Annotated in this window: 26 protein-coding genes; 18 read left to right on the top strand and 8 right to left on the bottom strand. The window is 45.5% G+C overall.

All coding sequences use genetic code 11. From position 1 onward, the window contains the following. Positions 1–41 precede the first annotated feature (41 nt). Together FKN16_RS22030 and FKN16_RS22025 are read right to left on the bottom strand one after the other, a co-directional pair. On the bottom strand, positions 42–647 hold the full coding sequence (locus FKN16_RS22030; RefSeq protein ID WP_170903536.1) for a tRNA-uridine aminocarboxypropyltransferase: 606 nt from the start codon (positions 645–647) through the stop codon (positions 42–44). Further along, positions 647–2,197, bottom strand: a complete 1,551-nt coding sequence (locus tag FKN16_RS22025) for a hypothetical protein (RefSeq protein WP_170903535.1) — start codon at positions 2,195–2,197, stop codon at positions 647–649. Before FKN16_RS22025 ends, FKN16_RS22030 begins: the two co-directional genes overlap by 1 nt. Positions 2,198–2,244: 47 nt before the next feature. Here FKN16_RS22025 and FKN16_RS22020 point away from each other — a divergent pair, with 47 nt between their 5' ends. Then, positions 2,245–2,715: an EVE domain-containing protein gene (locus FKN16_RS22020; protein ID WP_109170341.1), complete on the top strand. Its 471-nt coding sequence runs from the start codon at positions 2,245–2,247 to the stop codon at positions 2,713–2,715. Between the two features lie 53 nt (positions 2,716–2,768). Here FKN16_RS22020 and FKN16_RS22015 read toward each other — a convergent pair whose 3' ends face one another. Together FKN16_RS22015 and FKN16_RS22010 are read right to left on the bottom strand one after the other, a co-directional pair. Beyond that, entirely contained in the window at positions 2,769–3,593 is an 825-nt protein-coding gene (locus FKN16_RS22015; protein ID WP_005393831.1) for a Cof-type HAD-IIB family hydrolase, read from the bottom strand. A gap of 237 nt (positions 3,594–3,830) precedes the next feature. Further along, entirely contained in the window at positions 3,831–4,838 is a 1,008-nt protein-coding gene (locus tag FKN16_RS22010; protein ID WP_139059602.1) for an alpha/beta fold hydrolase, read from the bottom strand. A gap of 65 nt (positions 4,839–4,903) precedes the next feature. Between FKN16_RS22010 and rhtB the strand changes: the two genes are divergently transcribed. The 7 genes from rhtB to FKN16_RS21975 all read left to right on the top strand — a co-directional run bounded on the left by rhtB (position 4,904) and on the right by FKN16_RS21975 (position 11,584). After that, a complete protein-coding gene (gene rhtB, locus FKN16_RS22005; protein ID WP_005393828.1) occupies positions 4,904–5,521 on the top strand; it encodes a homoserine/homoserine lactone efflux protein in 618 nt (205 codons plus the stop codon). Between the two features lie 24 nt (positions 5,522–5,545). Then, positions 5,546–6,769 carry an EAL and HDOD domain-containing protein gene (locus tag FKN16_RS22000; RefSeq protein ID WP_005393827.1) on the top strand — a complete coding sequence of 408 codons (1,224 nt, stop codon included), beginning with the start codon at positions 5,546–5,548 and terminating at the stop codon, positions 6,767–6,769. A gap of 155 nt (positions 6,770–6,924) precedes the next feature. Continuing rightward, complete coding sequence (locus FKN16_RS21995) at positions 6,925–7,260, top strand: metalloregulator ArsR/SmtB family transcription factor (RefSeq protein WP_005393826.1); 336 nt, start codon at positions 6,925–6,927, stop codon at positions 7,258–7,260. A 42-nt stretch (positions 7,261–7,302) separates the two neighbouring features. Further along, complete coding sequence (locus FKN16_RS21990; RefSeq protein WP_109170344.1) at positions 7,303–8,304, top strand: ArsJ-associated glyceraldehyde-3-phosphate dehydrogenase; 1,002 nt, start codon at positions 7,303–7,305, stop codon at positions 8,302–8,304. A gap of 12 nt (positions 8,305–8,316) precedes the next feature. Continuing rightward, the gene (locus tag FKN16_RS21985; protein WP_170903534.1) at positions 8,317–8,811 is read left to right on the top strand and encodes a cyclin-dependent kinase inhibitor 3 family protein; all 495 of its coding nucleotides are present in this window, start codon (positions 8,317–8,319) and stop codon (positions 8,809–8,811) included. Positions 8,812–9,067: 256 nt separating this feature from the next. Continuing rightward, positions 9,068–10,285, top strand: a complete 1,218-nt coding sequence (gene arsJ / locus FKN16_RS21980; protein ID WP_170903533.1) for an organoarsenical effux MFS transporter ArsJ — start codon at positions 9,068–9,070, stop codon at positions 10,283–10,285. 285 nt (positions 10,286–10,570) lie between these two features. After that, on the top strand, positions 10,571–11,584 hold the full coding sequence (locus FKN16_RS21975; protein ID WP_005393819.1) for an acyltransferase family protein: 1,014 nt from the start codon (positions 10,571–10,573) through the stop codon (positions 11,582–11,584). Here FKN16_RS21975 and FKN16_RS21970 read toward each other — a convergent pair. Further along, complete coding sequence (locus FKN16_RS21970) at positions 11,581–11,910, bottom strand: DUF2500 domain-containing protein (RefSeq protein ID WP_005393817.1); 330 nt, start codon at positions 11,908–11,910, stop codon at positions 11,581–11,583. The two genes, FKN16_RS21975 and FKN16_RS21970, sit on opposite strands and share 4 nt — an antisense overlap. A gap of 328 nt (positions 11,911–12,238) precedes the next feature. On the opposite strand from FKN16_RS21970, the gene FKN16_RS21965 reads away from it, so the two are divergent. The 4 genes from FKN16_RS21965 to FKN16_RS21950 all read left to right on the top strand — a co-directional run bounded on the left by FKN16_RS21965 (position 12,239) and on the right by FKN16_RS21950 (position 15,293). Continuing rightward, positions 12,239–12,607 (top strand): hypothetical protein, encoded by a 369-nt coding sequence (locus FKN16_RS21965; RefSeq protein WP_005393815.1) that lies wholly within the window; start codon positions 12,239–12,241, stop codon positions 12,605–12,607. A 1,082-nt stretch (positions 12,608–13,689) separates the two neighbouring features. Next, a complete protein-coding gene (locus tag FKN16_RS21960; protein WP_005393811.1) occupies positions 13,690–14,310 on the top strand; it encodes a lysoplasmalogenase in 621 nt (206 codons plus the stop codon). 69 nt (positions 14,311–14,379) lie between these two features. Beyond that, entirely contained in the window at positions 14,380–14,601 is a 222-nt protein-coding gene (locus FKN16_RS21955; RefSeq protein WP_005393809.1) for a YecH family metal-binding protein, read from the top strand. Between the two features lie 107 nt (positions 14,602–14,708). Beyond that, positions 14,709–15,293: a YhgN family NAAT transporter gene (locus tag FKN16_RS21950; protein ID WP_005393807.1), complete on the top strand. Its 585-nt coding sequence runs from the start codon at positions 14,709–14,711 to the stop codon at positions 15,291–15,293. Positions 15,294–15,350: 57 nt separating this feature from the next. On the opposite strand, the gene FKN16_RS21945 is transcribed toward FKN16_RS21950, so the two are convergent. Beyond that, positions 15,351–15,617, bottom strand: coding sequence for a DUF1145 domain-containing protein (locus FKN16_RS21945; protein WP_005393805.1), 267 nt, complete (start codon positions 15,615–15,617; stop codon positions 15,351–15,353). Positions 15,618–15,642: 25 nt separating this feature from the next. Then, the gene (gene rsmD, locus FKN16_RS21940; RefSeq protein WP_012841297.1) at positions 15,643–16,242 is read right to left on the bottom strand and encodes a 16S rRNA (guanine(966)-N(2))-methyltransferase RsmD; all 600 of its coding nucleotides are present in this window, start codon (positions 16,240–16,242) and stop codon (positions 15,643–15,645) included. Positions 16,243–16,472: 230 nt separating this feature from the next. Here rsmD and ftsY point away from each other — a divergent pair, with 230 nt between their 5' ends. From ftsY to glpG, 6 genes are all read left to right on the top strand, one after another. Then, complete coding sequence (gene ftsY / locus FKN16_RS21935) at positions 16,473–17,708, top strand: signal recognition particle-docking protein FtsY (RefSeq protein ID WP_170903532.1); 1,236 nt, start codon at positions 16,473–16,475, stop codon at positions 17,706–17,708. Between the two features lie 22 nt (positions 17,709–17,730). Further along, the gene (gene ftsE, locus FKN16_RS21930; RefSeq protein WP_005393800.1) at positions 17,731–18,405 is read left to right on the top strand and encodes a cell division ATP-binding protein FtsE; all 675 of its coding nucleotides are present in this window, start codon (positions 17,731–17,733) and stop codon (positions 18,403–18,405) included. Further along, positions 18,395–19,363 carry a permease-like cell division protein FtsX gene (ftsX, locus tag FKN16_RS21925; protein WP_005393793.1) on the top strand — a complete coding sequence of 323 codons (969 nt, stop codon included), beginning with the start codon at positions 18,395–18,397 and terminating at the stop codon, positions 19,361–19,363. The genes ftsE and ftsX overlap by 11 nt, the downstream gene beginning before the upstream one ends. A 177-nt stretch (positions 19,364–19,540) precedes the next feature. Next, on the top strand, positions 19,541–20,398 hold the full coding sequence (gene rpoH / locus FKN16_RS21920; protein ID WP_170903531.1) for an RNA polymerase sigma factor RpoH: 858 nt from the start codon (positions 19,541–19,543) through the stop codon (positions 20,396–20,398). A 493-nt stretch (positions 20,399–20,891) separates the two neighbouring features. Beyond that, a complete protein-coding gene (gene glpE / locus FKN16_RS21915; RefSeq protein WP_005378691.1) occupies positions 20,892–21,212 on the top strand; it encodes a thiosulfate sulfurtransferase GlpE in 321 nt (106 codons plus the stop codon). After that, on the top strand, positions 21,212–22,054 hold the full coding sequence (gene glpG / locus FKN16_RS21910) for a rhomboid family intramembrane serine protease GlpG (RefSeq protein ID WP_170903530.1): 843 nt from the start codon (positions 21,212–21,214) through the stop codon (positions 22,052–22,054). The genes glpE and glpG overlap by 1 nt, the downstream gene beginning before the upstream one ends. A gap of 58 nt (positions 22,055–22,112) precedes the next feature. On the opposite strand, the gene FKN16_RS21905 is transcribed toward glpG, so the two are convergent. Next, positions 22,113–22,523: a flagellar basal body-associated protein FliL gene (locus FKN16_RS21905; RefSeq protein WP_046874381.1), complete on the bottom strand. Its 411-nt coding sequence runs from the start codon at positions 22,521–22,523 to the stop codon at positions 22,113–22,115. Positions 22,524–22,600: the final 77 nt, after the last annotated feature.

The raw sequence follows: 22,600 nt of genomic DNA, 5'->3' as shown, positions 1-22,600 counted from the left end.
GGCTGCGTTTTTTTATTTTGAGCCATTCGGTTTTAGTTGAGTTAGCTCGGTGATTGCTTGAGGGCGTGTCCACTTTTTTCAGCTTGAAATAGTGCAAGGTAGTGAGCAAAGAATGTGAGCATTTTTTGCTGGTTATTTTGCTCGCCTAGTTGTCCGAGTAAATATGCGGCGACTTCAAACGTGCACAAGTTACCTTGTTGTTGGTTGCGTCGCAGCTGATATTGCGAGTCCGCCGAGGCAGACAGCGCCATAGTAGGGATACTTTCTAACCAACGGCTCTTGTTGATCATCTTGCGCGCCTCTTGCCAGGTGGCATCCAAAATAATAAACAGCGGAGTTTTGGTTTGTTGTTGGCTTTGGAGCGCCACATGTTCGAGTGTGACGCTTTCTTCACTTGGGAATAGAAGCACTGGATACAGCGACGGATCAGCTAATCTAGCGAGCAATTCTGCTGGTGGTTGTTTTCGGTCCCAGATTACTCGCTCAATATTGAGTTGGCACTGCTCTAGTAGCTGGCCGGTATTAGTATCACGCGTCAGTTCATTCGGATGCATCAACAGCAAGATGTTGTGCTCGCTGGTAAGTTTCGGCACCAATGAGCACATACAGTTGAATTGAAAACCACAATTTGGACACGGTTGCGACATTACAGACGAACTCCTTCGCGCACAGGGCTAACCCCATCCGAGAACAGACGCACGCCACTGATTTGGTTTGGCGTTGCCGTTGGTGCCATGCTTGGGTTGAGTGGGTAGCTAACCCCACTGTATTGCATCACGTGTTGCGCTGCCTTAGCTCCGCCACCGCTGACATTAAAAATTAGATCTCGCCAGCCATGAGAGGTTTGTTGGCCGAGCATAATCGGGCTTTGTACCAGTGTGATGCGGCTATTGAAGCGCCACTCTTTTTCGTGATGTTCAAATATCAGCAATGTACAGCCACCGGAACCACACCAATCCAGCTGTACTAATAGCTCTTCGTTACCATCGCCGTTGAGGTCATAAGTTAGCCAACGGTACTGGTTGTTGTTGGGGTTGGTTTGGTGAATGAAGAAGTAGTTGCGCACGGCGGCATCTACTTTGGAGTCAAACTCCGCACTAGAAGGCACGTCTGCACTGCTGATGGGCTTGTTGGCGCGTTTCTCGGCTGGTTGCATCATGCCCTCATCACGAATGGTGGCTGGATAAAGCACTAAGCCGCCATCGGCAATCGGATAAACCAAATTGCCGACTTTTTCTTTGGTCGCTTTGAGCTGATTGCCTTCTCGCGTAAACAGTCGCTCTGACATCAGTCTTTGTTGTTGATGATGCGTCATGACGACTTGAACCTGAGACGGACTTAATTGTTGCCAGTACCCACGCTCGATTAACGGTGCTTGCCCATTAGCGTAACTGTATTTTGTTGTGGCGCTGTGGTCTGGGTTTAAGGTCATTTGCACCTCAAAACCTTGTGATTGGGTTGAAGTCGCGACATAGGTATTGGCCCAGCTAAGCGTAGCGTCCACGTTTGCAGCTGTACCACAACCTTGATAAGTGTCGCCATCATGTTTTAGCGTCGCTTTCCAGCCATACAAAGAATCACTCATCGTATCTGAGCAGAGGTTTTCTGTTAGGCGAAGTTCACCATCTTGTAGTTGATATGTGCGCTGGCGAGGTTGAAGTTGACTGCTCTTAATCGCTAATTTTGAGGTTTGTTTTCCGATTGGCTGGAATGTCAGTCCATTAGCCTCAAAGCTTGCCGACCAAGAAGGCTCATTACCAAACACGCGAGTTGGTTTGTTTGGTTGCTGACAACGGTTTGGATTTTCCGTTGTGAGGAAGTTCACTTGTTCCACGACAAAGTTAGCATCGAAATCGGCAGAAAACCCATCGATGCCCGGTGGGTTGAGATGGCCGATAACCTCGCCATACATGGTCTGGTAAGGCTCGTTATTTAACTGAATTGCTCGTTGCATTTGCTGTGGTGACAGTTGTAACCAATATTGCTTGTCGCTGCCACAAGGCATGATGTATTGGCTCTCGTGACCGACGATCACTTTTCCACGTAGCATAAAGGTTTGAGGTTGAATGGTGTCTGGCTTATCTAAGGTGGCTGGTGGAGAAGCTGGGTCGGCAGCGCCAGATTGTGGCGGCTGCGAACTACATGCTTGCAGAACCAGCAGAGTGGCAAGCGCCACTGGGTTTTTCAAAGCCTTCATGTTATATCTTCCTCATTATTGTTACTCAATCGGCATCGGATGGCATTATGGCATATTGGTTATTTAAAACTGAACCAGATACCTTTTCTATTGACACGCTTCGAACCCAAAAGGTTTCATGTTGGGAGGGAGTTCGTAATTATCAGGCGCGCAATATGATGCGTGACCAAGTGAAGGTGGGCGATTTAGTCCTGATTTATCACTCTTCTTGCAAGAATGTTGGTGTTGCCGGTATTGCTAAAGTCGTGAGAGAAGCCTATCCCGATCATTTCCAGTTCGATCCTGAAAGTGATTATTTCGACCCAAAGTCAGACCCAGACAACCCGCGTTGGATTATGGTGGATGTCGAATTCGTGCGTAAAACGGCGCGAGTGATTCCGTTATCGGTGATGAAAGCGATGCCAGAACTTGAGAACATGCCATTGGTGAAACGTGGAAATCGCTTGTCGATCATGCCAGTGACAGAAGAAGAGTGGGAAGCGATCCTTGGCAAAGAGAAGTTGCCAAGTCAGCGATAAAAGAAAAGGGCTGCGAATGTGCAGCCCTTTGTTATTGTTTGGAGTATTGCAGCTTACAGCAAGTGATCTTGTAGGTAGTGTGCAACCGCATCTTCTGCATTGCTGCCAATCACTTCGTTATTTGGCAATGCTTTCATCACTTTCTCGTGTGATGTACCCATGACCAATCCTTTACCTGCCATCGACAGCATTTCTACGTCATTCATGCCATCACCAAATGCCACGCAATTTTCTAACGTGAGGCCGAGTTTTTTCGCTACCGCTTCAAGAGCATGGCCTTTAGACACACCTGCACTCATTACTTCCAAGCACCATGGTGTTGAAAACGCAATATTCAGCTTATCGCCAAATTGTTCACGTAGTTTGTTTTCAAACACCACCAAGCGTTCGTGGTCTTGTGCTGGATGGGTGAAGAAGATTTTCGCAATACCGTCAGTTGGCGCTTGGTCTTCATCGAATAAGACGTATGTGAATTCGTCATGGAAATCACGCAATGTTTCGTCGTCTTTGTTCATCAACCAACTGTCATTTTGATACATGTGGATAAGTATTTCTTGATCGTGCTTGATCGTGTCGATCACGCCTTGAACCAGTTCTGCAGGGACATTCTCGCTGTACATCAGCTGATCTTCCTGGTCATGCACACGGGCACCGTTCGAGGTGATCATGTAAGCCGGAATACCGACCTGACGACGGATGCTCGCAACGTCTACGTGGTGACGGCCTGTTGCAAAGACAAAGGTGTAACCCTTTTCATGCAGCGCTTTTAGCGTCTCTTTTGAGTAAGCACTGAGCTGATGGTTTGGTGCGAGTAACGTGCCATCCAGATCAGAGGCAACGATTTTAGTGATCTCTTTGCAAGGTAGCGATGTGCTCATGAAGTCCTCGTAAACGGTTTGGATAGTGTGGAACAGGTGAATTGCAAACGGAGTACAGCAGACTGACTAGATCATGCTGCTCCGAATGCGGGGGAACTTTGGTCGGTTGCATCTGCATGGTTCAACGCAGCCAGACCCAAGCAGTGTACGTCAAAATGAGGATGAAAAAGAGGGCAAATCAATGTGCAGACATTTCCTCTTTAATCATGGCCGTGAAATGGTCGCCTAGAGTTCTTATTATGTTTTTTCGTTTGGCGATGATTTCGGGTCATTCATAAAGCGGAAGATCGCATCGAGTGCTTGATTACGATACTGGTCGGTCTCGAATAAGATCTCATGCTGTGCGCCTTCGATAGAAAGTAGCTCCGCATATGGGTTGGTTTTACGCAATTTATCGATAAAACGTTTTTGTGCCAGATTGCTGACAATACGATCGTTTCCAGCTTGAATCAGGAGCACCGGTACTTTGACTTGGCGAGTCAATAAAAAGCATTGTTTTGCTGCCATTAGCCCTTGCCATACCCATCGTGTGCTCGGTCCACCGACTTGCAGTTCCGGTTTTTCCGTATAGAGATTTCGGAACCATTGGTAGCGACCATAGCTTTGGCTGAGCGGGTTATCTTCAAAGGGTTTAGGAAAGTAGGCCTGATGTCCTGGCGCATAACGTGGCAAAGTGGATACCGCTGACATAATTTGTGTTACTGGAATCGCTATTGGCGATAAGTACCATGGCAGATTAATACCAAACATAGGCGCACTAAGAATCAAGCCGGTAAAAGGATGTTCTGGGTGAGTTTGCAGATAACGTGTAGCGATTGCGCCGCCCATGGAGTGGGCAATGATGAAACATTGCTGATAGTCGCTAAGGTCGTGTTTGTTTACGACCACGTCCATATCGTCAATATAATCAGTAAAGTCATAGACGTGACCCATATCTGAGTCAGACAATAGACGATCTGATAAACCTTGTCCGCGGTGGTCAAAGGAATAGACGTCGAAGCCTTGGCGATAGAGATCGTAAAACAGTTCTTGGTATTTCCAGGAAGACTCAATGCGCCCATTTACGATGAGCACGGCTTTTTTATGTTCTGGGTTGGTCAGTTTGCACCAGTAAATGTTCTTTTTCTCAGTTCCTTTAACAAAGCCTTCTTGGCGAGTTTGCCAAAGTGCCGCGATCGGACCACCAATTGCTTGCTCAAATAATGACTCTTGAGTATAAGTCAAAGGTGAATGGTTAGTAGCCATTAGTCGATTACCTGAAGATACGTTGTTTACGCGATGTATCATCGAAGAATTAGTGAGGAAATGCAATGGATACCCACGTCTGGTTAGCTTATGTAGTAACTGCAATCGTTTTTAGTTTGGCTCCGGGGTCTGGCACGGTGAACTCAATCAGCAATGGTTTGAGTTACGGTACTCGCAAATCTTTGGGGGCTGTGATCGGTCTCCAAATTGGTTTGGCCATTCACATTGCGTTAGTTGGGGCGGGAATTGGTGCGCTGGTCGCACAGTCGGCAACGGCATTTTCTGTCATTAAATGGGTTGGTGCGGCTTATTTAGTTTGGTTGGGTATCCAGAAATGGCGAGACACCTCCAGCTTGGTGGCGGCTGAGAGCCACAAAGACATGTCTGGCATGGCACTCTTGTACAAAGCTATTTTGATTAACCTGACGAACCCTAAATCGATTGTTTTTCTGGTGGCGTTGTTTCCACAGTTTATTGACCCGGCACAAGACCAACTGACGCAACTGTTGGTGCTTGGTGTTACGACTGTTGTGATCGACGCGTGTGTGATGTTGGGTTACACCACCTTGGCGGCGCAAATGGGACGTTTTATTCGCTCTGATAAAATCATGGGGAAAATAAACAAAGTCTTCGGTTCAATGTTTATGGGTTGTGGTGCATTATTAGCAGCTGCAAAGTCATAAGCCATTTATAGGTCCTTCTTTAGCATGAATACAACGTATGTTGCTCGCCAGCCGATCTTTAACCGCAAAAGACAGACGCTGGGTTATGAATTGTTGTTTCGAGATGGGGAGAGTAACGCATACCCTTCGCATATTGAGTCAAACCGAGCAACATACCGATTAATTGTCGAGAATTTTCTATCACTGGGCACTAACCCAGTGATTGCTTCTTCGCGATGCTTTATCAATTTTCCTCATCAAAGCTTGGTGCGCCGCTTACCGCGCAGCTTGCCAAAAAACAAAATCGTCGTCGAAGTTCTGGAAACTTGCCAGCCGACCGATGATCTTCTCGATGCGATTCGCGAGTTGTATCGAGAAGGTTATTTGATTGCGCTGGATGATTTCACCTTAACGCCGGAGTGGCGTCGCTTCTTACCTTACGTGCACATCGTTAAACTCGATATCATGGCAATGGGGCTGGAAAAAGCGTGTGCGTTGGTCAAAGCTCACCTTGCTAAACGCGTCAAATACCACTTTTTGGCGGAACGTGTTGAAACCGCAGAAGAGTTTGAGCAAGCCAAAGCGGCTGGCTTTAAGTTTTTCCAAGGCTACTTTTTTAGTAAGCCATTAGTTTCGCAAACAAAATACGTGAGCCCTGAGCAAGTGTTAGCGCTACAGCTTTTTCGTGAAGTCTGCTCACCAGAGCCAGACTTTACTCGTATTGAAACCATCATTACGCAAGATGTCGCGTTGTCGTACAAATTATTGCGCTTTGTAAATACGCAAGCGCCAAACCTCGCTGTCGAAATCAGCTCGTTTCGTCAGGCCTTGATCTACCTTGGTCAGGATAATCTTAAGCAGTTTGTCTCCTTGGTCGTGGCGTCGTATATCTCTAGTAACAAGCCTCGAGAGCTGTATCACCTTTCATTACAACGAGCGCAGTTCTGCCAATTAATGTCGCGTTATCAGCCATTTTCCCACCTCAACGAACAAGGGTTTATGGTCGGTTTATTATCGATTTTAGATGCGATGCTTGATTTGTCGGTGGAATCTTTAGTCAAGCAATTGCCACTTAGCGAATCCGTACAACAAGCCTTATTACATCGCAAGGGGGTTTATGGTGCGCTGATTTCTCTCGAAGAGTGTTACGAGCGTGCCGACTGGTCAGGCGTTGAAAAAATCACGACGCAGTTGGGATTGTCTTTGGAAGAGGTTAAGCTCTCGTTAGGCGAAGCGGTTCGCTGGAGTCAAAACGTCGCAACCGCGTAAATTTCTGCCGTATCTTTAGTCTCTCTAACCGTTCTTCTCTCAATCTTTATTGGCTGTTTCGATGTGAAACTTTTATGACGATGATGGGATCACTCTTGACGACATCTCAGAGTTAAATAAATATATACGCATATCCATATATAGGTATATTTATTATGCTTCCACATCAGTTTTTCAAGCTGTTATCCGATGAAACGCGCGTACGTTGTTTAATGCTGGTGGCCCGTGAAGGCGAAACTTGCGTGGGTGATTTGGCGTTTGCGTTGCAAGAGAGTCAGCCGAAAGTTTCTCGTCATCTTGCTCAGTTACGCTCTAGTGGCATCTTGGTGGATAAACGCCGAGGGCAATGGGTGTACTACGAATTATCGCAGCAATTACCAGGTTGGATGCGTAAGCTGATTGAAGACTTAGTGGCATCAAACTGTTTAAAGCAAGAGTACCAAGACGACATCACACGCTTGCACGATAAAAGTCGTGAGGCTTGCTGTTAATAGCAAACAGAGATTCAAGGTAGAAGATTAAAGGGTAAAACTATGACAATTAAAGTAGGAATTAATGGCTTTGGCCGAATTGGTCGTTTAGCACTGCGAGCGGCATTCGACTGGCCAGAGTTAGAGTTTGTGCAAATCAACGATGTCGCAGGTGATGCAGCGACGCTTGGCCACTTATTAGAGTTCGATTCAGTGCAAGGTCGTTGGCACCATGAAGTGCAGGTTGAGGGCAATGAAATCGTCATCAATGGCAAGCGCATCGCCACGACTCAGCAACGTGATATCGACGCTGTGAACTGGTCTGGCTGCGATGTTGTGATTGAAGCGACAGGTGTACACCGCAAAACCTCGTACCTAGACCAATACCTCGATCAAGGTGTGAAGCGCGTGGTGGTGAGTGCACCAGTGAAAGAAGAAGGTATTGCGAACATTGTAGTTGGTGTGAATGACCACATCTTCGATCCTGAAAAACATCGTATCGTGACAGCCGCTTCGTGCACAACAAACTGTATAGCGCCTGTGGTGAAAGTTATTCATGAGAAGTTGGGCATTGAGCAATCCTCTTTCACGACAATTCACGATTTGACCAATACGCAAACCATTTTGGATGCGCCACATAAAGACCTGCGTCGTGCTCGTGCGTGCGGCATGAGTCTTATCCCGACCACTACCGGCAGTGCGACAGCAATTGTGGAAATTTTCCCAGATTTAAAAGGCAAGATTAACGGCCACGCGGTACGTGTACCATTGGCGAATGCGTCATTGACCGACATCATCTTCGATGTAAAACGCGATACCACAGCAGAAGAAGTGAATGCTTTGCTGAAAGAGGCGTCGGAAGGGGAGCTAAAAGGCATTCTTGGCTTTGAGGAACGTCCGTTAGTGTCGATCGATTACAAAGGCGACCAACGCTCAACCATCGTTGATGCACAATCCACCATGGTGGTTGGCTCACGAATGGTGAAGATTTACGCCTGGTACGACAATGAAATGGGATACGCAACGCGCACCGCAGAATTGGTTCGAAACGTTGGTCTGGCATAACAGGAGTTCATAATGTCTCATCCTACATGGCAATTAGATTTGGACTCTGGTGCATTAGTCCTAACACCGTGCCCGGGCACCAAAGGCGTCGATTTGAAAGCATCGTTGGAACAGTTGAAGGAGCAGGGGGTTCAAGCGGTCGTTACTGCATTGGACGATAGCGAGTTAGCAGCGAAAGACGTTGCGGATTTGGGTGAAGTTACCCAACAACTGGGCATGAAATGGTTCCAGATCGAGATTGAAGATGACTGTGCACCAAGTGAAGAATTTGCGGCGAAGTGGCAACAAGCCAGTCCGGAACTGCATGCGATTCTTGCTCAAGGTGGCAAAGTCGCGATGCACTGCATGGGCGGCTCGGGTCGCACAGGTTTGTTTGCGGCTCACTTGTTGCTAGAGAAGAAATGGCAGTTAGAAGATATCGTGCGAGAAGTGCAGGCGCTTCGCCCTGGTGCGTTTACAAAACCGGTGCAGCTTGAGTACATCGAACGCGTGGCGCAAGACGCTTGATCAGCTTAAATAGCTTTTGGGACATCATGATCCAAAAGCTATGTTCCGGTTTATATAATGGAAAATAGGTCAGCAGTAAAACTAAAGATATCGATATAACTTTTTGTTTTTATTGGTTATATTTGTCTGTTTATAAATTTCGGTGTGTTTGTGAATTCGAATTAAGGTTGTATCGCCTTATGGTTGGTGTACAGGTTAATAAGCATTTGGCACATGATGATCTAAATGCTTTTATCGCTGTACATAAGAGGTCAATATGATTTCTCAATTGAGCAAAAGTATTCGTCAGTACATGTTAGTGACGTTTAACTATTGGAACTTTACCGTGACCGACGGAGCGCTGCGTATGCTGGTGGTGCTCTATTTTCACGACTTGGGTTATTCCACGTTAGCTATTGCCTCACTGTTCCTTTTCTATGAGTTTTTTGGTGTGGTGACCAATTTGATTGGTGGTTGGTTGGGCGCAAGGTTAGGCCTGAATAAAACCATGAACATTGGTTTAGCGATGCAAGTGTTTGCGTTGTTGATGCTGGCAGTACCCAACGTATGGCTGACGATTCCTTGGGTTATGGCGGCACAAGCTTTGTCGGGGATTGCCAAAGACCTCAACAAGATGAGTGCTAAGAGTGCAATTAAAACGCTAGTACCAGACGAGCAGCAAGGCGCACTTTACAAATGGGTGGCCATTTTGACAGGCTCGAAGAACGCGCTCAAAGGGGCGGGCTTTTTTGTTGGTGGCTTGCTGTTGTCTTGGGTGGGCTTCCAAAACTCGATGTTTATTATGTCGAGTGTGCTGGCATTGGTGTTTGTTTGCAGCATGATCTGGCTAGAAGCAGACATGGGTAAAGCAAAGAGCAAACCTAAGTTTCGCCAAATTTTCTCCAAGTCCGAATCTATAAATATTTTATCTGCGGCACGTATGTTCTTGTTTGGGGCGCGTGATGTGTGGTTTGTGGTCGCTCTACCTATTTATCTTGGCAGTGTGTTTGGCTGGGATCACTTGTGGGTCGGTGGCTTTTTAGCCGCATGGGTCATTGCTTATGGGTTTGTGCAAGGCTTTGCGCCGCGTATTACTGGCAAAGCGCAAGGTCGCGTGCCTGATGGTAGTGCAGCATTAGTATGGGCAGGAATTCTTGCGTTAATTACGGGCGGTATTGCTTATGGTGTGCAAATCGGCTGGCAGCCTGAGTTGGTAATTGTTGTGGGGTTAATGATTTTTGGTGCTGTGTTTGCCATTAACTCTTCACTTCACTCGTATCTGATTGTGAGCTATGCCAAAGGCGATGGTGTGTCTCTGGATGTTGGCTTCTATTACATGGCCAATGCGATGGGACGTTTGATTGGCACGGTATTATCGGGTTGGATCTACCAAGAGGCTGGTCTTGCGGCGTGCTTATGGGTCTCCTTTGCTTTCTTGGCGCTGACGACGCTGATTTCGATTAAGTTGCCAAAAGCTAACGTTGCCACAGCGTAAATTTTGCCCGGTGTTTTTATCTGTAGATCGTACAAAATGGCTCCAACTTGGAGCCATTTTTTGTTTCTTGTACATCACGCGTCGTAATCAAGTGGTGTGGATTCGGTCTCGTGAGTTCATGCTGATGTTTGGTTTTTGTTCCCGCCAACGGATTAGAGTGGCGATGAAATCCACGTTGTAGGTCATTGTTGCGTTAAAAATAAGCAAAAACAGATTGTTAACCATTTCACTGGCTGAGATTTACCCTATGCTATAAACGATAAGCGACTCAAAGTAGGGAAAGGTATGAGAGAAAGGGTTCTGTTTTTTGATTTATTGCGCTGCTTTGCTGCGGTGGCAGTGATCGCCATTCACGTCTTGGCCCCTTATCGAAATGAGTTAGGAGTGATTCCGTTTGACCAATGGTTGACGGCGGTAGGCGTTAATAGCGTTACCCGCTGGGCGGTGCCAGTTTTCATTCTGATCACCGGAGCGCTGATGCTCAGTGACACTCGACCATTTGACGGTAAGTATTATATCAAAAGGCGTTTAGGCAAAGTCCTAGTCCCATTTCTTATTTGGTCGATGTTTTATGCATACCTCTCTGGCTGGACGGCTCAAGGGTTTGACTTTGAAACCGTAAAAGAGGTGTTAAGCAATAGCCCATTTCACGCAACGTATTACCACCTCGGTTTTTTCTATTACTTTATACCTCTGTATTTTGTGATTCCGTTGTTCCAATGGATGGTACGCAACGTTGATGACAATGTGTTGTATACCTATCTCGCATTTTGGCTTTTCACCAGCACGCTGTTTTTGTTCAAGATTGATGGTCCGTGGAGTAACCAAATGTGGCTCTACATGGGTTACCTTCCTCTGGGTTATGTTCTATTTCAAAAAGTGCCTTTGAACCGCTCTATGGTGACCTTATTTACAGGGTTTGGCCTCGTCGCGTTGGCTGTGACATTTACTATGGTCGTGACGAACAGTTTAGAGGCGGAGAAGTACACGGTTGGACGCTGGCTGTCTTACAAAACACTGAATGTCATTCTAGCGGCTTCGATGATTTTCATGATCGGTCGTTACTTTGGGGAAGGCTTGTCACCAAAAGTACAAAAAGTGGTGAGTGTGATCAGTCAGCACAGCTTGGGGATTTACTTACTTCACCCAATTTTCTTATGGCCGATGAAAGCGTTTGGTTGGTACACCGGACATCCCGCATGGGTGATTCCAGTCTGGATCATTATCAGTGGAGCTGGAGCCTTGGCGATGAGCTATCTATTTTCTCGCTCTGCCAAGACTCGTTGGTTACTGCCTTAACGTTTGATGGCGAAGTGAAGGAATTTGTTACCACGATAGGTTAGCGTTCCTTTATCTCCAGGGTTGAGTGCATGGTAGTAGTGCACTCCAATTTGGAACTCTCGTTTAGGGCCAATAGAACCGCGTTGGACATAAATCCAATATTCTTGGTCGTCTTGGCCTGGTGGTGCATCTGGGATGTCGATAGCTTGCTTATCTAAAATAGTTACCTGTGCACTTTGTTCTGGAGCGTCTTCGCCCACATAGTGCTTGCTATAGAAACGAAAAAATACCCATGCGCCCAAAGCAATAAGGGCGAACAGGGCGACAATAAGTGAGATTGGCATGTTAACCTCCGATGTTTCATTGAGCTCTATTCTACAGAACTCATTGATGAAACGATGAGTTGAGATAACTTATTCATAATCTAATGAAAGGGACATGAATTTTATTCGGCGCACTTCACGGTTTATCTCAATGGGGACGCGATGAAATCGTTGCTTCATCTGCAAGCTACGTCACTAAAGCTGAACTAAGCAGCTTTCACTTGTCTGGCTATATGCGCTCAAGGGCACAAATTGAAAGTAAAATTGCACTTAACGGCTCGAAAAAGCTCTAAATTTATAGAAGAATAAAAATAACGAACACGGGAAGGGTCTGGTAAGGAGGGTTACGATGTCAGATATTGAAAAAGTAGTCATGCGTACCCGAACGATCGAAAAACTTTTGCGTACTCAGTACCATGCAGAAGGGAAAGGGTTACACCAACTTATTAATAGTTGTGAAGAACGTTTACCACATGACGTGATAGCGAAGCTTCGTTTTATCGCTACTGTGCGTAATAAAGTGGTTCACGAAGACGATTATAAGCTGGATGATCGGAAAGGCTTTATGGCGGCATGTGACGCTTGTGAAAAAGAGCTAACGCCAAGAAGCTCTCGTTTTATTTGGCGTGCAGCAATTTTGCTAATGACGTTGATTACGCTCGCCGCTCTTGGTTTCTACTATATGCATTGGGATATCTTGTCCAAACACATACAGTAGAAAAACACAGATAAATAAAAAAGGACGCATTTGCGTCCTTTTTTATTTTTAATCAGTAGGTTAGTACATCATTGGCAGTGTCATTAAACCCACAACCACTGCAATCATTACCAGCCCTTGTTTTTGAGAAGATGAAATCATAACACTACCCCTTAATCTTTGATGAACTCGATGAATTTAATATAGCACTGTTTTTGGGGTTTGATCAACATATGCTCGATAATCTTTTCAAAAAATACACTTAACTTGTCTTTTTTTACGTGTTTTTGACTAATGAAACTGTGTTTTTTGTGTTGTATTTAAAATGCTCGTATTGTGTGATTGTTGTTCGTATTTTATTTAAGTATATGATTTTAAAGTGTCAATCTTGGTTTGTTGTTGGCTTGGAAATTGTTTTTTGTTTCGGTTGGTATGTTGATTGCCGATTTTGTCTGTGTTTCTCAAAAATTGAGAAAATAAAAAGATGTGCTATGGAGGTGCATCATTGAGTTGAGGTGTGGAAGGGGAATTTTCTTATCTAATGAGAAAATATGGGCTTAAAAAGTGTTTAGTGATTTGATGGTTTATGAAGTCGGTGTTTTCGATGGTTATTGAGAATGTAGCTTTATTTATCATTAGCTTACGTTCTCTATTTGATGTTTTTGTTATTGAGTTAAGTTTGATTTTTAATGTTGTTCTAATCTGTTCATCGGTGGTTTCTACTATCTTAGCTCGCTACCAAGACGATTTTCTGTTTTGTGTCTGTTATTTATTCTTGTTGCCTGTGATGTATACAGTCTGATGGTTTAGTCCTCAGTTTTTGACGTGATGGGTTACCAAGGCCATTGGGCTGCTTTTTAGTTAAATGGCCTGACTAAGCGCGGGTTATTGTGCCGTGTGATTTGATGAACTTGGCTCATGGGATAGGGCTCTGCCCCATATTTATGGCCGTCATTAAGGCTCATCGACTTAATTGTTGTGCAGACTGAGGGTTACAAAATGTTTCGAATCGCTAGCGAGATCCAACTTTCGCAGATTGTGTCTTTACATCAAAACTGGTCTACCTAGACTAGCGGCGAGTTTAAGTAAAAGGTGTATACGGCATGTGGAGTTGGCTGGCGATAGGGCTATCAGGTGTGTATTCCGTGTTGGGAGCAAAACAAGCTAACCCGACACAATCCCTCGTGTTTAAAATCTTTACTCTGCTACTTCTTCTTGTGTTGGTGTTAACTCAAGGCGCATCCGCAACATATACCTACTGGATTGCGGGTGGGCTTATTGTGTCTATGGTGGCAGATACGCTGCACTCGTTTAAAACTCGCAAGCTAATTTACTTTGCTGCGTATTTGCTTGCTCAGGTGTGCTACAGCAAGTCATTTTGGGTGCAGCTTAATGGTGAGATTGTCTGGTGGCTGTTGGCCCTACTGCTCGCAGCGAGTATCGTGGCGTTCTTTTTGTTGCTACCTCAACTCGACTCTCTGGTGTTTCCTGTTGTGATCATGGGGATGATGTTGGTTCAGCTTGCTTGGGCGGCGGGTGAAGTTTGGTTGCAGGCCCCGAGCTATGCCAATGCTATCGGTTTCAGCGGAACCCTAGTTTTGATCTATTCGGCGTTGGCGTATGCGATACACGGTTACCGAAAACCGATGAAACACGCCTATTTGTGGGTAAGTGGTAGCTACTTCTTTGCCCACGCCCTCATTGTTGCCTCTATCATTTACTAATTTAAGTCAAAGCAGCTCCCGAAGATTTCAGTAAACTGGACGTATTGTTCTTGATGACTGGAGTCAATAATGAGTGAAATCCATGCCCACGAGCTGCTAAACCTACTTCGAGAAACGCCAATGGATCGCGAAGCGCTGGCACAGCACTTTGGCAACACCGTTCGCTTTCACACCTGTAAACTGAATGATCTAGACTTAGATGCATTGCTAGCATTTTTGCTCAAGCGCGACAAAATCCGTGAGCTTGAAGGTAAGTTTGTGGTCAATATGGCGCGTGTCTGCAATCACTAAGCGGCGGCTATGATGCGAGGGTGAATATGCTGTTTTCGCCCTCAGCCATGTACTCACGTTGTCAGTTTGCTATACACTGGCCGCCATTTTTTAGGTGAGGCCAGAATATGGACATTCTTTCTGCAGCGACCATGCTGTTTCTAATCATGGACCCTCTCGGTAATTTGCCGATTGTGTTGTCTATTCTCAAGCACATCGATCCTAAGCGTCGCCGTAAGGTATTGATTCGTGAACTACTGTTTGCCTTACTAATCTTGATGTTGTTTCTGTTTGCAGGACAAAGCATCTTAAGTTTTTTGCATGTCCAGCCAGAAACGCTCAGCATTTCAGGTGGCATTATTCTCTTCATTATCGCGATTAAGATGATCTTTCCGAGTGCTGGTAGCATCACTGGACTGGCGGCAGGCGAGGAGCCCTTTATTGTTCCGATGGCCATTCCTATGATCGCGGGCCCTTCAGTGATTGCAGCATTGCTTTTGCTATCTTCACAGCATCCAGAAAAAATGTTGGAAATGTCCGCATCAGTTGTGATTGCCTGGGGCGCAACATTTTTTATTCTAATGTTTTATGGCTTCTTTAATCGTTTGTTGGGCGAGCGTGGTCTAAAAGCGGTAGAGCGTTTAATGGGCTTGTTGCTGGTGATGATCTCCACTCAAATGTTTTTGGATGGTGTTAAGAGTTATCTTGGGTGACGGAATAAACGCAATAAAAAAGCCGCTCTTGAGAGCGGCTTTTTAGTATTTGGGCGATTACATCATGTGTTTACGACGAATATCAAGCAGGGCAAAAATACCAAAGATCAGGATGGAATATTTTTCCCAACTGCTCATTTTAATTTTGTCGCCAAATGCGCCAATGAAGATGGCCATTTGTAAACCGTGCATGATGAACAAAAAAGCGGTCATGATGTACAGCGCAATCGCGGCATTACCGGGAAACGGCATAAAGATATTGAGGATCAATACTAACCAAACAAAGGCGATAGCCGCTTTGGCCAGCAGAATTAATGCTTTCATTTAAGTGTCCTTTTAAATCGAGGCGTTATGCGGAGGTACGTTCATACAGACGGTAACTCACTTGGCCTGCTGTTTTTTCTCGATGTAACTGCCAGTTTTCTGGTAAGTCGGCAATATTGAGTTCTTTTTCTGTTTCAATATAAATCATCGCGTCTTCCGCGAGCCAGCCATTTTGTTCTAGCAGAGCCACGGTTTCATCCAATAGTCCCTTACGAAACGGTGGGTCAATAAACACCACATGGTGCGCAGTACCCGGCTGTTTTAAAAAGCTCAGTGCGTCGGTATTCACTACTTGGATGTTGTTCGCGTTAAGAGATGCCACGTTCTTCTGTAATTGCTGGAAAGCTTGTGGGTTCAGCTCGACCATGGTCACTTGCTCTGCTTGGCGCGAAGCCGACTCAAAGCCTAAGCCGCCGGAGCCGGCAAACAAGTCGAGACATTTTGCTTGCGGCACATCTTGAGCCAGCCAGTTAAATAGCGTTTCTTTGACGCGATCGGTCGTTGGGCGTAAGCCTTCAGCATCGTGTACAGGAAGTTTTCTGCCTCTCCATAAGCCACTAATAATGCGAACAAAGCCCGTTGTTGGCTTTTTTTGTGATGAGTTTTGCTGGCGACGTCTTACCATAGATTTTTTGACCGCTAATAAAGTGATACTATATCTAATCGCCCAAGCCGTGAGCTTGGAGCTTGGATACAGCCCAGAATATTCAAGATGACAGAGTGTAACACTAATAAGATTAGAATTACCTAATCGGAAAGTTTTCACAACTTTGTCATTAGCCTTTTTTAGACAGATAATAATCTTGTCAAAAAAGAGTCATTAATAGATAAAAGAACAATCTAGGATAGCCCCAGATGACGGAAAAAAAGAAGCGCGGATTACTTTCGTGGCTAGGTTTTGGTGACGAAGAACAAAGCCCAAAACCAAAAACTGAAGAAACAGTAAAAGAAGAAGCAGTGGAAGCGCCTTCTGAAGAGCAGCAAACCGACGCGGCTGCTGAGCAAGCGGAAGCAACGCCAGAACTTGAAGAAGAAGCGAAACAATCAGAGGCTGCCCCAGCAGAAGCAGAAGCAGAAGCAGAAGCAGAAGCAGAAGCAGAAGCAGAAGCAGAAGCAGAAGAGCCTCAAGTGCCTGCTGCACCTCGCGTTCAAGAGCAAGAAAAGCCAACAGAGAGCTTTTTTGCTCGTCTTAAACGCAGCCTAAGCCGAACAAAAGCAAATATTGGTGCTGGCTTCTTCGGTCTGTTCAGCGGTAAGAAAATCGATGAAGACTTATTTGAAGAGCTAGAAGAGCAACTGCTTATTGCTGATGTGGGCATGAATACCACAACAAAAATCATCAACAACCTGACAGAAAAAGCCACACGTGGCGACCTGAAAGACGGCGAAGCCCTTTATGGTTTGTTGAAAGAAGAAATGGCTGAGATTCTTTCTAAAGTCGAGCAGCCACTAGAAATCGATAGCAACAAAACGCCTTATGTTATCTTAATGGTGGGTGTAAATGGCGTGGGTAAAACCACGACCATCGGTAAGCTTGCCAAGCAGTTCCAAACTCAAGGCAAAAAAGTGATGCTTGCAGCGGGCGATACTTTCCGTGCCGCAGCGGTTGAGCAGCTACAAGTATGGGGTGAGCGTAACAACGTTCCTGTGATTGCCCAGCATACTGGCGCAGACAGTGCTTCTGTTATTTATGATGCGATTGAAGCGGCAAAAGCACGTGGTGTGGATGTTGTGATTGCCGATACCGCGGGTCGTTTACAGAACAAAGCGAACCTAATGGAAGAGCTGCGTAAGATTGTACGTGTGATGAAGAAAATTGATGACTCTGCACCACACGAGATCATGCTGACGCTAGACGCAGGTACAGGGCAAAATGCCATCAGCCAAGCGAAACTTTTCAGTGATGTTGCCCCTCTAACCGGGATTACCTTGACTAAGCTGGATGGTACAGCGAAAGGCGGCGTAATTTTCGCTATTGCTGATCAGTTCGGTATTCCAATTCGTTACATTGGTGTGGGTGAAGGTATCGAAGACTTGCGTCCATTTGAAACTCAAGAGTTTATTGACGCACTGTTTAGTCGTGAAGAATAAAAAGAGTTAGAGGAAATCAACGGTGATCAAATTTCAGCAAGTAAGCAAAGCTTACCGAGGTGGTCGACAAGCACTGCAAAAAGTCGATTTTCACCTGAGGCGCGGTGAAATGGCGTTTTTAGGCGGGCATTCCGGGGCTGGTAAAAGTACCTTGCTGAAATTGATCTGCGCGATAGAGCGCCCGACCGATGGAAAAATCCATTTTAATGGTCACGATATCACGCGCATTCCAAGCAAAGACATCCCTTTTTTGCGCCGCAATATTGGGATTGTTTTTCAAGATCATCGTCTACTGATGGATCGCAGCGTATACGACAATGTTGCTCTGCCGATGCGCATCGAATCGATTTCTGAAAACGAAATCAAACGCCGTGTTTCTGCGGCGTTAGATAAAACAGGCTTGCTTGATAAGGCTCGTTGCCTGCCGAGCCAACTCTCTGGTGGTGAGCAACAACGCGTCGGTATTGCCCGTGCAGTGGTCAATCGACCAACGTTGCTGGTGGCTGATGAGCCGACAGGTAACCTCGATCCCGAACTATCCAATCGTGTATTGCGTTTGTTCGAAGAATTTAATCGTGCGGGAGTGACCATCTTACTCGCCACGCACGATGTGGGGTTAGTAAACACTCGCCCACAGTATCGTCATTTTGAATTAAACCAAGGCTTCCTAAGTGAGGTAGAAGACTATGGCAGGTAACAAGCACTCCCAAAAGAAGGGGAAAGGCCGCAGTGCCAAGCGTGCAAATACCGATGGTTTTTTCTCTGTCCACGCAAAACAAGCAAAATCCTCTTTTAGCGCCTTATGGCAACGACCTTTAGGTAATATCCTGACCCTAGCCGTGATTTCAATGGCACTTGCTATGCCAGCTTGTTTGTATCTACTGGGCAAAAACGTCGCGGGTGCCGCGGAAGATGTGGCATCTCCCTCGCAAGTTAGTGCTTACTTAGTAGAAGGCATGCCGGATGCACGTGTGATGGTTCTCAAAGATCAAATTGAAACTTGGCCTTTGGTAAAAGAGGTGGAATATATTTCACCGCAACAAGGTCTATCTGATTTAAGCCAATATGCAGGATTCGATCAGGCTATCAGCCTTTTAAGTGGCTATGCGCTACCCGGTGTGTTGGTGATTACGCCAGCCTCGGAGCTAAAGAGTGATATTCAGTCATTAGCCAAAGACGTTCGAGAGCAACAAGATGTGACCGACGTGAGACTTGATGAAGATTGGCTGGCGCGTCTTGATGCGATCAAAACTCTCGCGAGTATTATTGTCATTACTCTGACAGTGTTGATGCTCGGTGCGGTATTTTTAATCGTTGGCAACACGTTGCGATTTAATGTGCTGGCGAATAAAGAAGAGATTCAAACCATGAAACTGATCGGTGCGACGGACAGTTTTATTCTGCGTCCTTATTTGTACACGGGGATGTGGTTTGGCGTATTAGGTGCCACCATCGCGTGGTTGGTAACGGCTTTAGTGACCATTGTTATGAATAGTGCGGTGGAAGATCTTGCTGCGTTGTACGACAGCCAGTTTCGCCTGATTGGTTTAAGCTGGGATGAATCTTTGCTATTAATCATCATTGGTAGTCTTTTGGGATGCATTGCGGCGCGCTTTTCTGCGCAACGACATTTAAAAGAAATTGAACCAGTTTAAGTGATGAAGGTCTTACTACTTGGATTTTATTAGCACTAGCTAATCTGGATCCCTTGTTTAGACCGAATGTTTATGGATAATTGCTTCCCCTTCTTGAAACTTGTTCATTTTGAGTTCAAGATATCGAAGCTAAATTTGCAATGTAATGCTCCAGATCAGAGATTGATGAGGAATTGAATGACAAAAGAAGCGTATCCGATGGCTCTAGTCACGCAAGATAGCCTTGATAGCTATATTCGCTCAGTAAACAGCTACCCAATGCTGACTGCAGACGAAGAGCGTGAGCTGGCAGAACGATTACACTACAAAGGTGAGATTGAGGCTGCAAAAGGTCTAATTCTTTCGCACCTACGATTCGTTGTTCACGTTGCTCGTGGTTACTCTGGCTACGGTTTGCCAATGGCGGACCTTGTGCAAGAGGGTAACATCGGTCTAATGAAAGCCGTTAAGCGTTTTAACCCAGAGGTAGGGGTTCGCTTGGTGTCTTTTGCTGTCCACTGGATCAAAGCAGAGATCCACGAATACGTGCTACGTAACTGGCGTATCGTGAAAATTGCGACCACTAAAGCGCAACGTAAGTTGTTCTTCAACTTGCGTAAGTCGAAAAAGCGCTTGGGTTGGTTTAACAACGGTGAAGTCGAAACCGTTGCGCGTGAGTTAGGTGTTGAACCTTCTGAAGTTCGCGAGATGGAATCACGCTTAGCGGCGGTGGATTCAACCTTTGATATGCCAACTGACGAAGACGACAGCTCAAACGCTTACACAGTGCCAATGCTGTACCTAGAAGACAAATCGTCTGATGTGGCTGACAACATTGAAGCTGCAAACTGGGAAATGCACACCAACAATCGTCTGGGTCATGCATTAGCGAGTTTGGATGAACGTAGTCAGCGTATCGTGCGTTCTCGTTGGTTAGATGATGAGAAAGCAACATTGCAAGACTTAGCTGATGAGTTCGGTGTTTCTGCCGAGCGTATTCGCCAGCTAGAAAAAAACGCAATGAAGAAACTAAAATTGGCCGTGGGTGAATTTTAATTTCCACTGCTAATTGAAAGTAAGATTTTCATAGAAAGCCGAGATCATGTGATCTCGGCTTTTTTATTGTCGATCGAAAATCGATAGCGTTTGCGATCCGGATTTTATGTGCTACCTGTGTATAACTCTGTGAAGTAATTATTTATCAACTGTTCGAAACCCGGACAAAATAAGGGATTCAAGCACTTTTCCATCTGGGGATAGTTATAGATATACACACAGTTAGATCAGGATCATCACTACATATTGTGGATCAAAAGATCCAAATATACTTTATCAACGCAATTCACAGCTTTATCCACAAATGGTTGGAATGTGTACACTTTTTAAAAGCCTGATTATCCATGTGTCTAAGTTTGCCGTTGGATAGGTTACAATAGCGGCAGTATACCCAAGCGGCTTCAAATATAGATTTTATGCTGTACCTCGGGTGCTGATTAGTACGTTAGGTTCGAGGTTGCTTGGGTATATTAATAAGACAATGAGAAAGTAAATGGATCAGTTTAAGCATATCGATGTACAAGGTGCGCAAGCGCTGCTCGAGCAGGGTGATGCAAAGCTTGTAGATATCCGTGACCCTCAATCGTTTGCCGTTGCGCATGCGGAGTCCGCGTATCATTTAACTAACGATACGATCGTTGCGTTTATGGATGAAGTGGAGTTCGAACAACCTATTCTGGTGATGTGTTACCACGGCATTAGTAGCCAAGGTGCCGCACAATATTTAGTTAACCAAGGCTTTGAACAGGTGTACAGTGTGGATGGTGGCTTTGAAGCCTGGCACCGAGCAGAACTACCGATAGTGAGAAGTTAATGAAGAGATTGGTAACGTTAAATAATCCACGTATGGCGCAAGCCTTTATTGATTATATGGCCTCTCGCAAGATTGATATCCAGATGATGCCAGAAGGGGATGGGCAATTTGCGCTGTGGCTGACCGATAGCCAACATGAAATAGAAGCGGAAGCGGAACTTAAGCTGTTCCTTGCTAACCCGTCTGATTCAAAATACAGCGCTGCCTCGTGGGACGTTGCCGATACTCGCAAGAGCACATTTCATTATTCTAGCCCGAGTATCATGAGCATGGTCAAAGCAAAAGCAGGCCCAATGACTTTGCTGATCATGACGGGGTGCACCATCATCTACTTGTTACAAATGTTTGGCTTTGGCAATGGCGTGTTTAAGTTGTTGCACTTCCCGGCCTTTGAGGGGCAACAATGGCAAGTGTGGCGATGGCTAAGTCATGCGTTACTGCACTTTTCAGTGACTCACATCGTGTTCAACTTACTATGGTGGTGGCAGTTGGGGGGCGACATCGAACGTCGTCTCGGTTCCGGTAAGCTATTGCAACTCTTTGTAGTATCAGCAGCGCTTTCTGGGGCTGGCCAATTCTATGTTGAAGGGGCAAACTTCGGTGGCTTGTCTGGCGTGGTCTATGCACTGCTTGGCTATTTGTGGATATTGGGTTACCGCTTGCCACATTTAGGCCTTACGCTACCCAAGCCAATCATCGTTTTTATGTTGGTATGGTTAGTTCTTGGTTTTGTGCAGCCGTTCATGGCGATTGCAAACACCGCTCACTTAGTGGGTTTACTGTCGGGGATGGCGATTGCGCTGTTTGATTCAGGCAAGATGAAATACCAACAGCAAGCCTAAAGCTGAAATGAAAAGACCGCTCAAGAGCGGTCTTTTTTATGTTCAAAACGATTTGGGTTTATTGGTAAAGGTATTTTGTAAACAACAAATCGGCAATGATGGTTTTACCTGTTTCGGGCAAAAGTGTTTCGTTGAGGGTCGTCACTAAGGTTTTGCGCAGATCTTCTCGGCCAGAAAGGGACTTAATAGTATCTTCTGTTTGCTTACCCAGTAATTCAATCACTGCATCGCGAATCAAAGGTTGGTGATGCTCAACAATCGATAAATCTTGTTGGCTCATTACCATGATGTCGATGCGCACTTGCACATAACCTAACTTTTTGCCTTTGGTGTAAAAGTTAGTAGTGAGATCAGGCTCAAGGGTAAAGTATGCCAACTTAGGTCCAGCTTCTTCCGTTTCAGCCCAACTTGGTGCGGCGAACAGTATGGTTAACGCAAAAATAATTTGGGCTATATAACGTTTGTACATATTTCTAACTTTTCTTTCTCTGGATCGCGATATTCGAATCGCTTCAGTCTTGATACAATGGGCCGTCTATAACAAAT

Origin of the sequence: Vibrio sp. 11-4(1) (assembly GCF_013048625.1) — a bacterium.
GTDB classification, from domain to species: Bacteria; Pseudomonadota; Gammaproteobacteria; order Enterobacterales; family Vibrionaceae; genus Vibrio; species Vibrio diabolicus.
The sequence above is the reverse complement of the archived record's forward strand: the minus strand, read 5'-3'. Positions and strand labels throughout refer to the sequence as shown.

Bases quoted from the DNA above. Each gene is read 5' to 3' on its own strand.
- FKN16_RS22030 (WP_170903536.1), bottom strand. From the start codon at position 647: ATGTCGCAACCGTGTCCAAATTGTGGTTTTCAATTCAACTGTATGTGC.
- FKN16_RS22025 (WP_170903535.1), bottom strand. From the start codon at position 2,197: ATGAAGGCTTTGAAAAACCCAGTGGCGCTTGCCACTCTGCTGGTTCTG.
- FKN16_RS22020 (WP_109170341.1), top strand. From the start codon at position 2,245: ATGGCATATTGGTTATTTAAAACTGAACCAGATACCTTTTCTATTGAC.
- FKN16_RS22015 (WP_005393831.1), bottom strand. From the start codon at position 3,593: ATGAGCACATCGCTACCTTGCAAAGAGATCACTAAAATCGTTGCCTCT.
- FKN16_RS22010 (WP_139059602.1), bottom strand. From the start codon at position 4,838: ATGGCTACTAACCATTCACCTTTGACTTATACTCAAGAGTCATTATTT.
- rhtB (WP_005393828.1), top strand. From the start codon at position 4,904: ATGGATACCCACGTCTGGTTAGCTTATGTAGTAACTGCAATCGTTTTT.
- FKN16_RS22000 (WP_005393827.1), top strand. From the start codon at position 5,546: ATGAATACAACGTATGTTGCTCGCCAGCCGATCTTTAACCGCAAAAGA.
- FKN16_RS21995 (WP_005393826.1), top strand. From the start codon at position 6,925: ATGCTTCCACATCAGTTTTTCAAGCTGTTATCCGATGAAACGCGCGTA.
- FKN16_RS21990 (WP_109170344.1), top strand. From the start codon at position 7,303: ATGACAATTAAAGTAGGAATTAATGGCTTTGGCCGAATTGGTCGTTTA.
- FKN16_RS21985 (WP_170903534.1), top strand. From the start codon at position 8,317: ATGTCTCATCCTACATGGCAATTAGATTTGGACTCTGGTGCATTAGTC.
- arsJ (WP_170903533.1), top strand. From the start codon at position 9,068: ATGATTTCTCAATTGAGCAAAAGTATTCGTCAGTACATGTTAGTGACG.
- FKN16_RS21975 (WP_005393819.1), top strand. From the start codon at position 10,571: ATGAGAGAAAGGGTTCTGTTTTTTGATTTATTGCGCTGCTTTGCTGCG.
- FKN16_RS21970 (WP_005393817.1), bottom strand. From the start codon at position 11,910: ATGCCAATCTCACTTATTGTCGCCCTGTTCGCCCTTATTGCTTTGGGC.
- FKN16_RS21965 (WP_005393815.1), top strand. From the start codon at position 12,239: ATGTCAGATATTGAAAAAGTAGTCATGCGTACCCGAACGATCGAAAAA.
- FKN16_RS21960 (WP_005393811.1), top strand. From the start codon at position 13,690: ATGTGGAGTTGGCTGGCGATAGGGCTATCAGGTGTGTATTCCGTGTTG.
- FKN16_RS21955 (WP_005393809.1), top strand. From the start codon at position 14,380: ATGAGTGAAATCCATGCCCACGAGCTGCTAAACCTACTTCGAGAAACG.
- FKN16_RS21950 (WP_005393807.1), top strand. From the start codon at position 14,709: ATGGACATTCTTTCTGCAGCGACCATGCTGTTTCTAATCATGGACCCT.
- FKN16_RS21945 (WP_005393805.1), bottom strand. From the start codon at position 15,617: ATGAAAGCATTAATTCTGCTGGCCAAAGCGGCTATCGCCTTTGTTTGG.
- rsmD (WP_012841297.1), bottom strand. From the start codon at position 16,242: ATGGTAAGACGTCGCCAGCAAAACTCATCACAAAAAAAGCCAACAACG.
- ftsY (WP_170903532.1), top strand. From the start codon at position 16,473: ATGACGGAAAAAAAGAAGCGCGGATTACTTTCGTGGCTAGGTTTTGGT.
- ftsX (WP_005393793.1), top strand. From the start codon at position 18,395: ATGGCAGGTAACAAGCACTCCCAAAAGAAGGGGAAAGGCCGCAGTGCC.
- rpoH (WP_170903531.1), top strand. From the start codon at position 19,541: ATGACAAAAGAAGCGTATCCGATGGCTCTAGTCACGCAAGATAGCCTT.
- glpE (WP_005378691.1), top strand. From the start codon at position 20,892: ATGGATCAGTTTAAGCATATCGATGTACAAGGTGCGCAAGCGCTGCTC.
- glpG (WP_170903530.1), top strand. From the start codon at position 21,212: ATGAAGAGATTGGTAACGTTAAATAATCCACGTATGGCGCAAGCCTTT.
- FKN16_RS21905 (WP_046874381.1), bottom strand. From the start codon at position 22,523: ATGTACAAACGTTATATAGCCCAAATTATTTTTGCGTTAACCATACTG.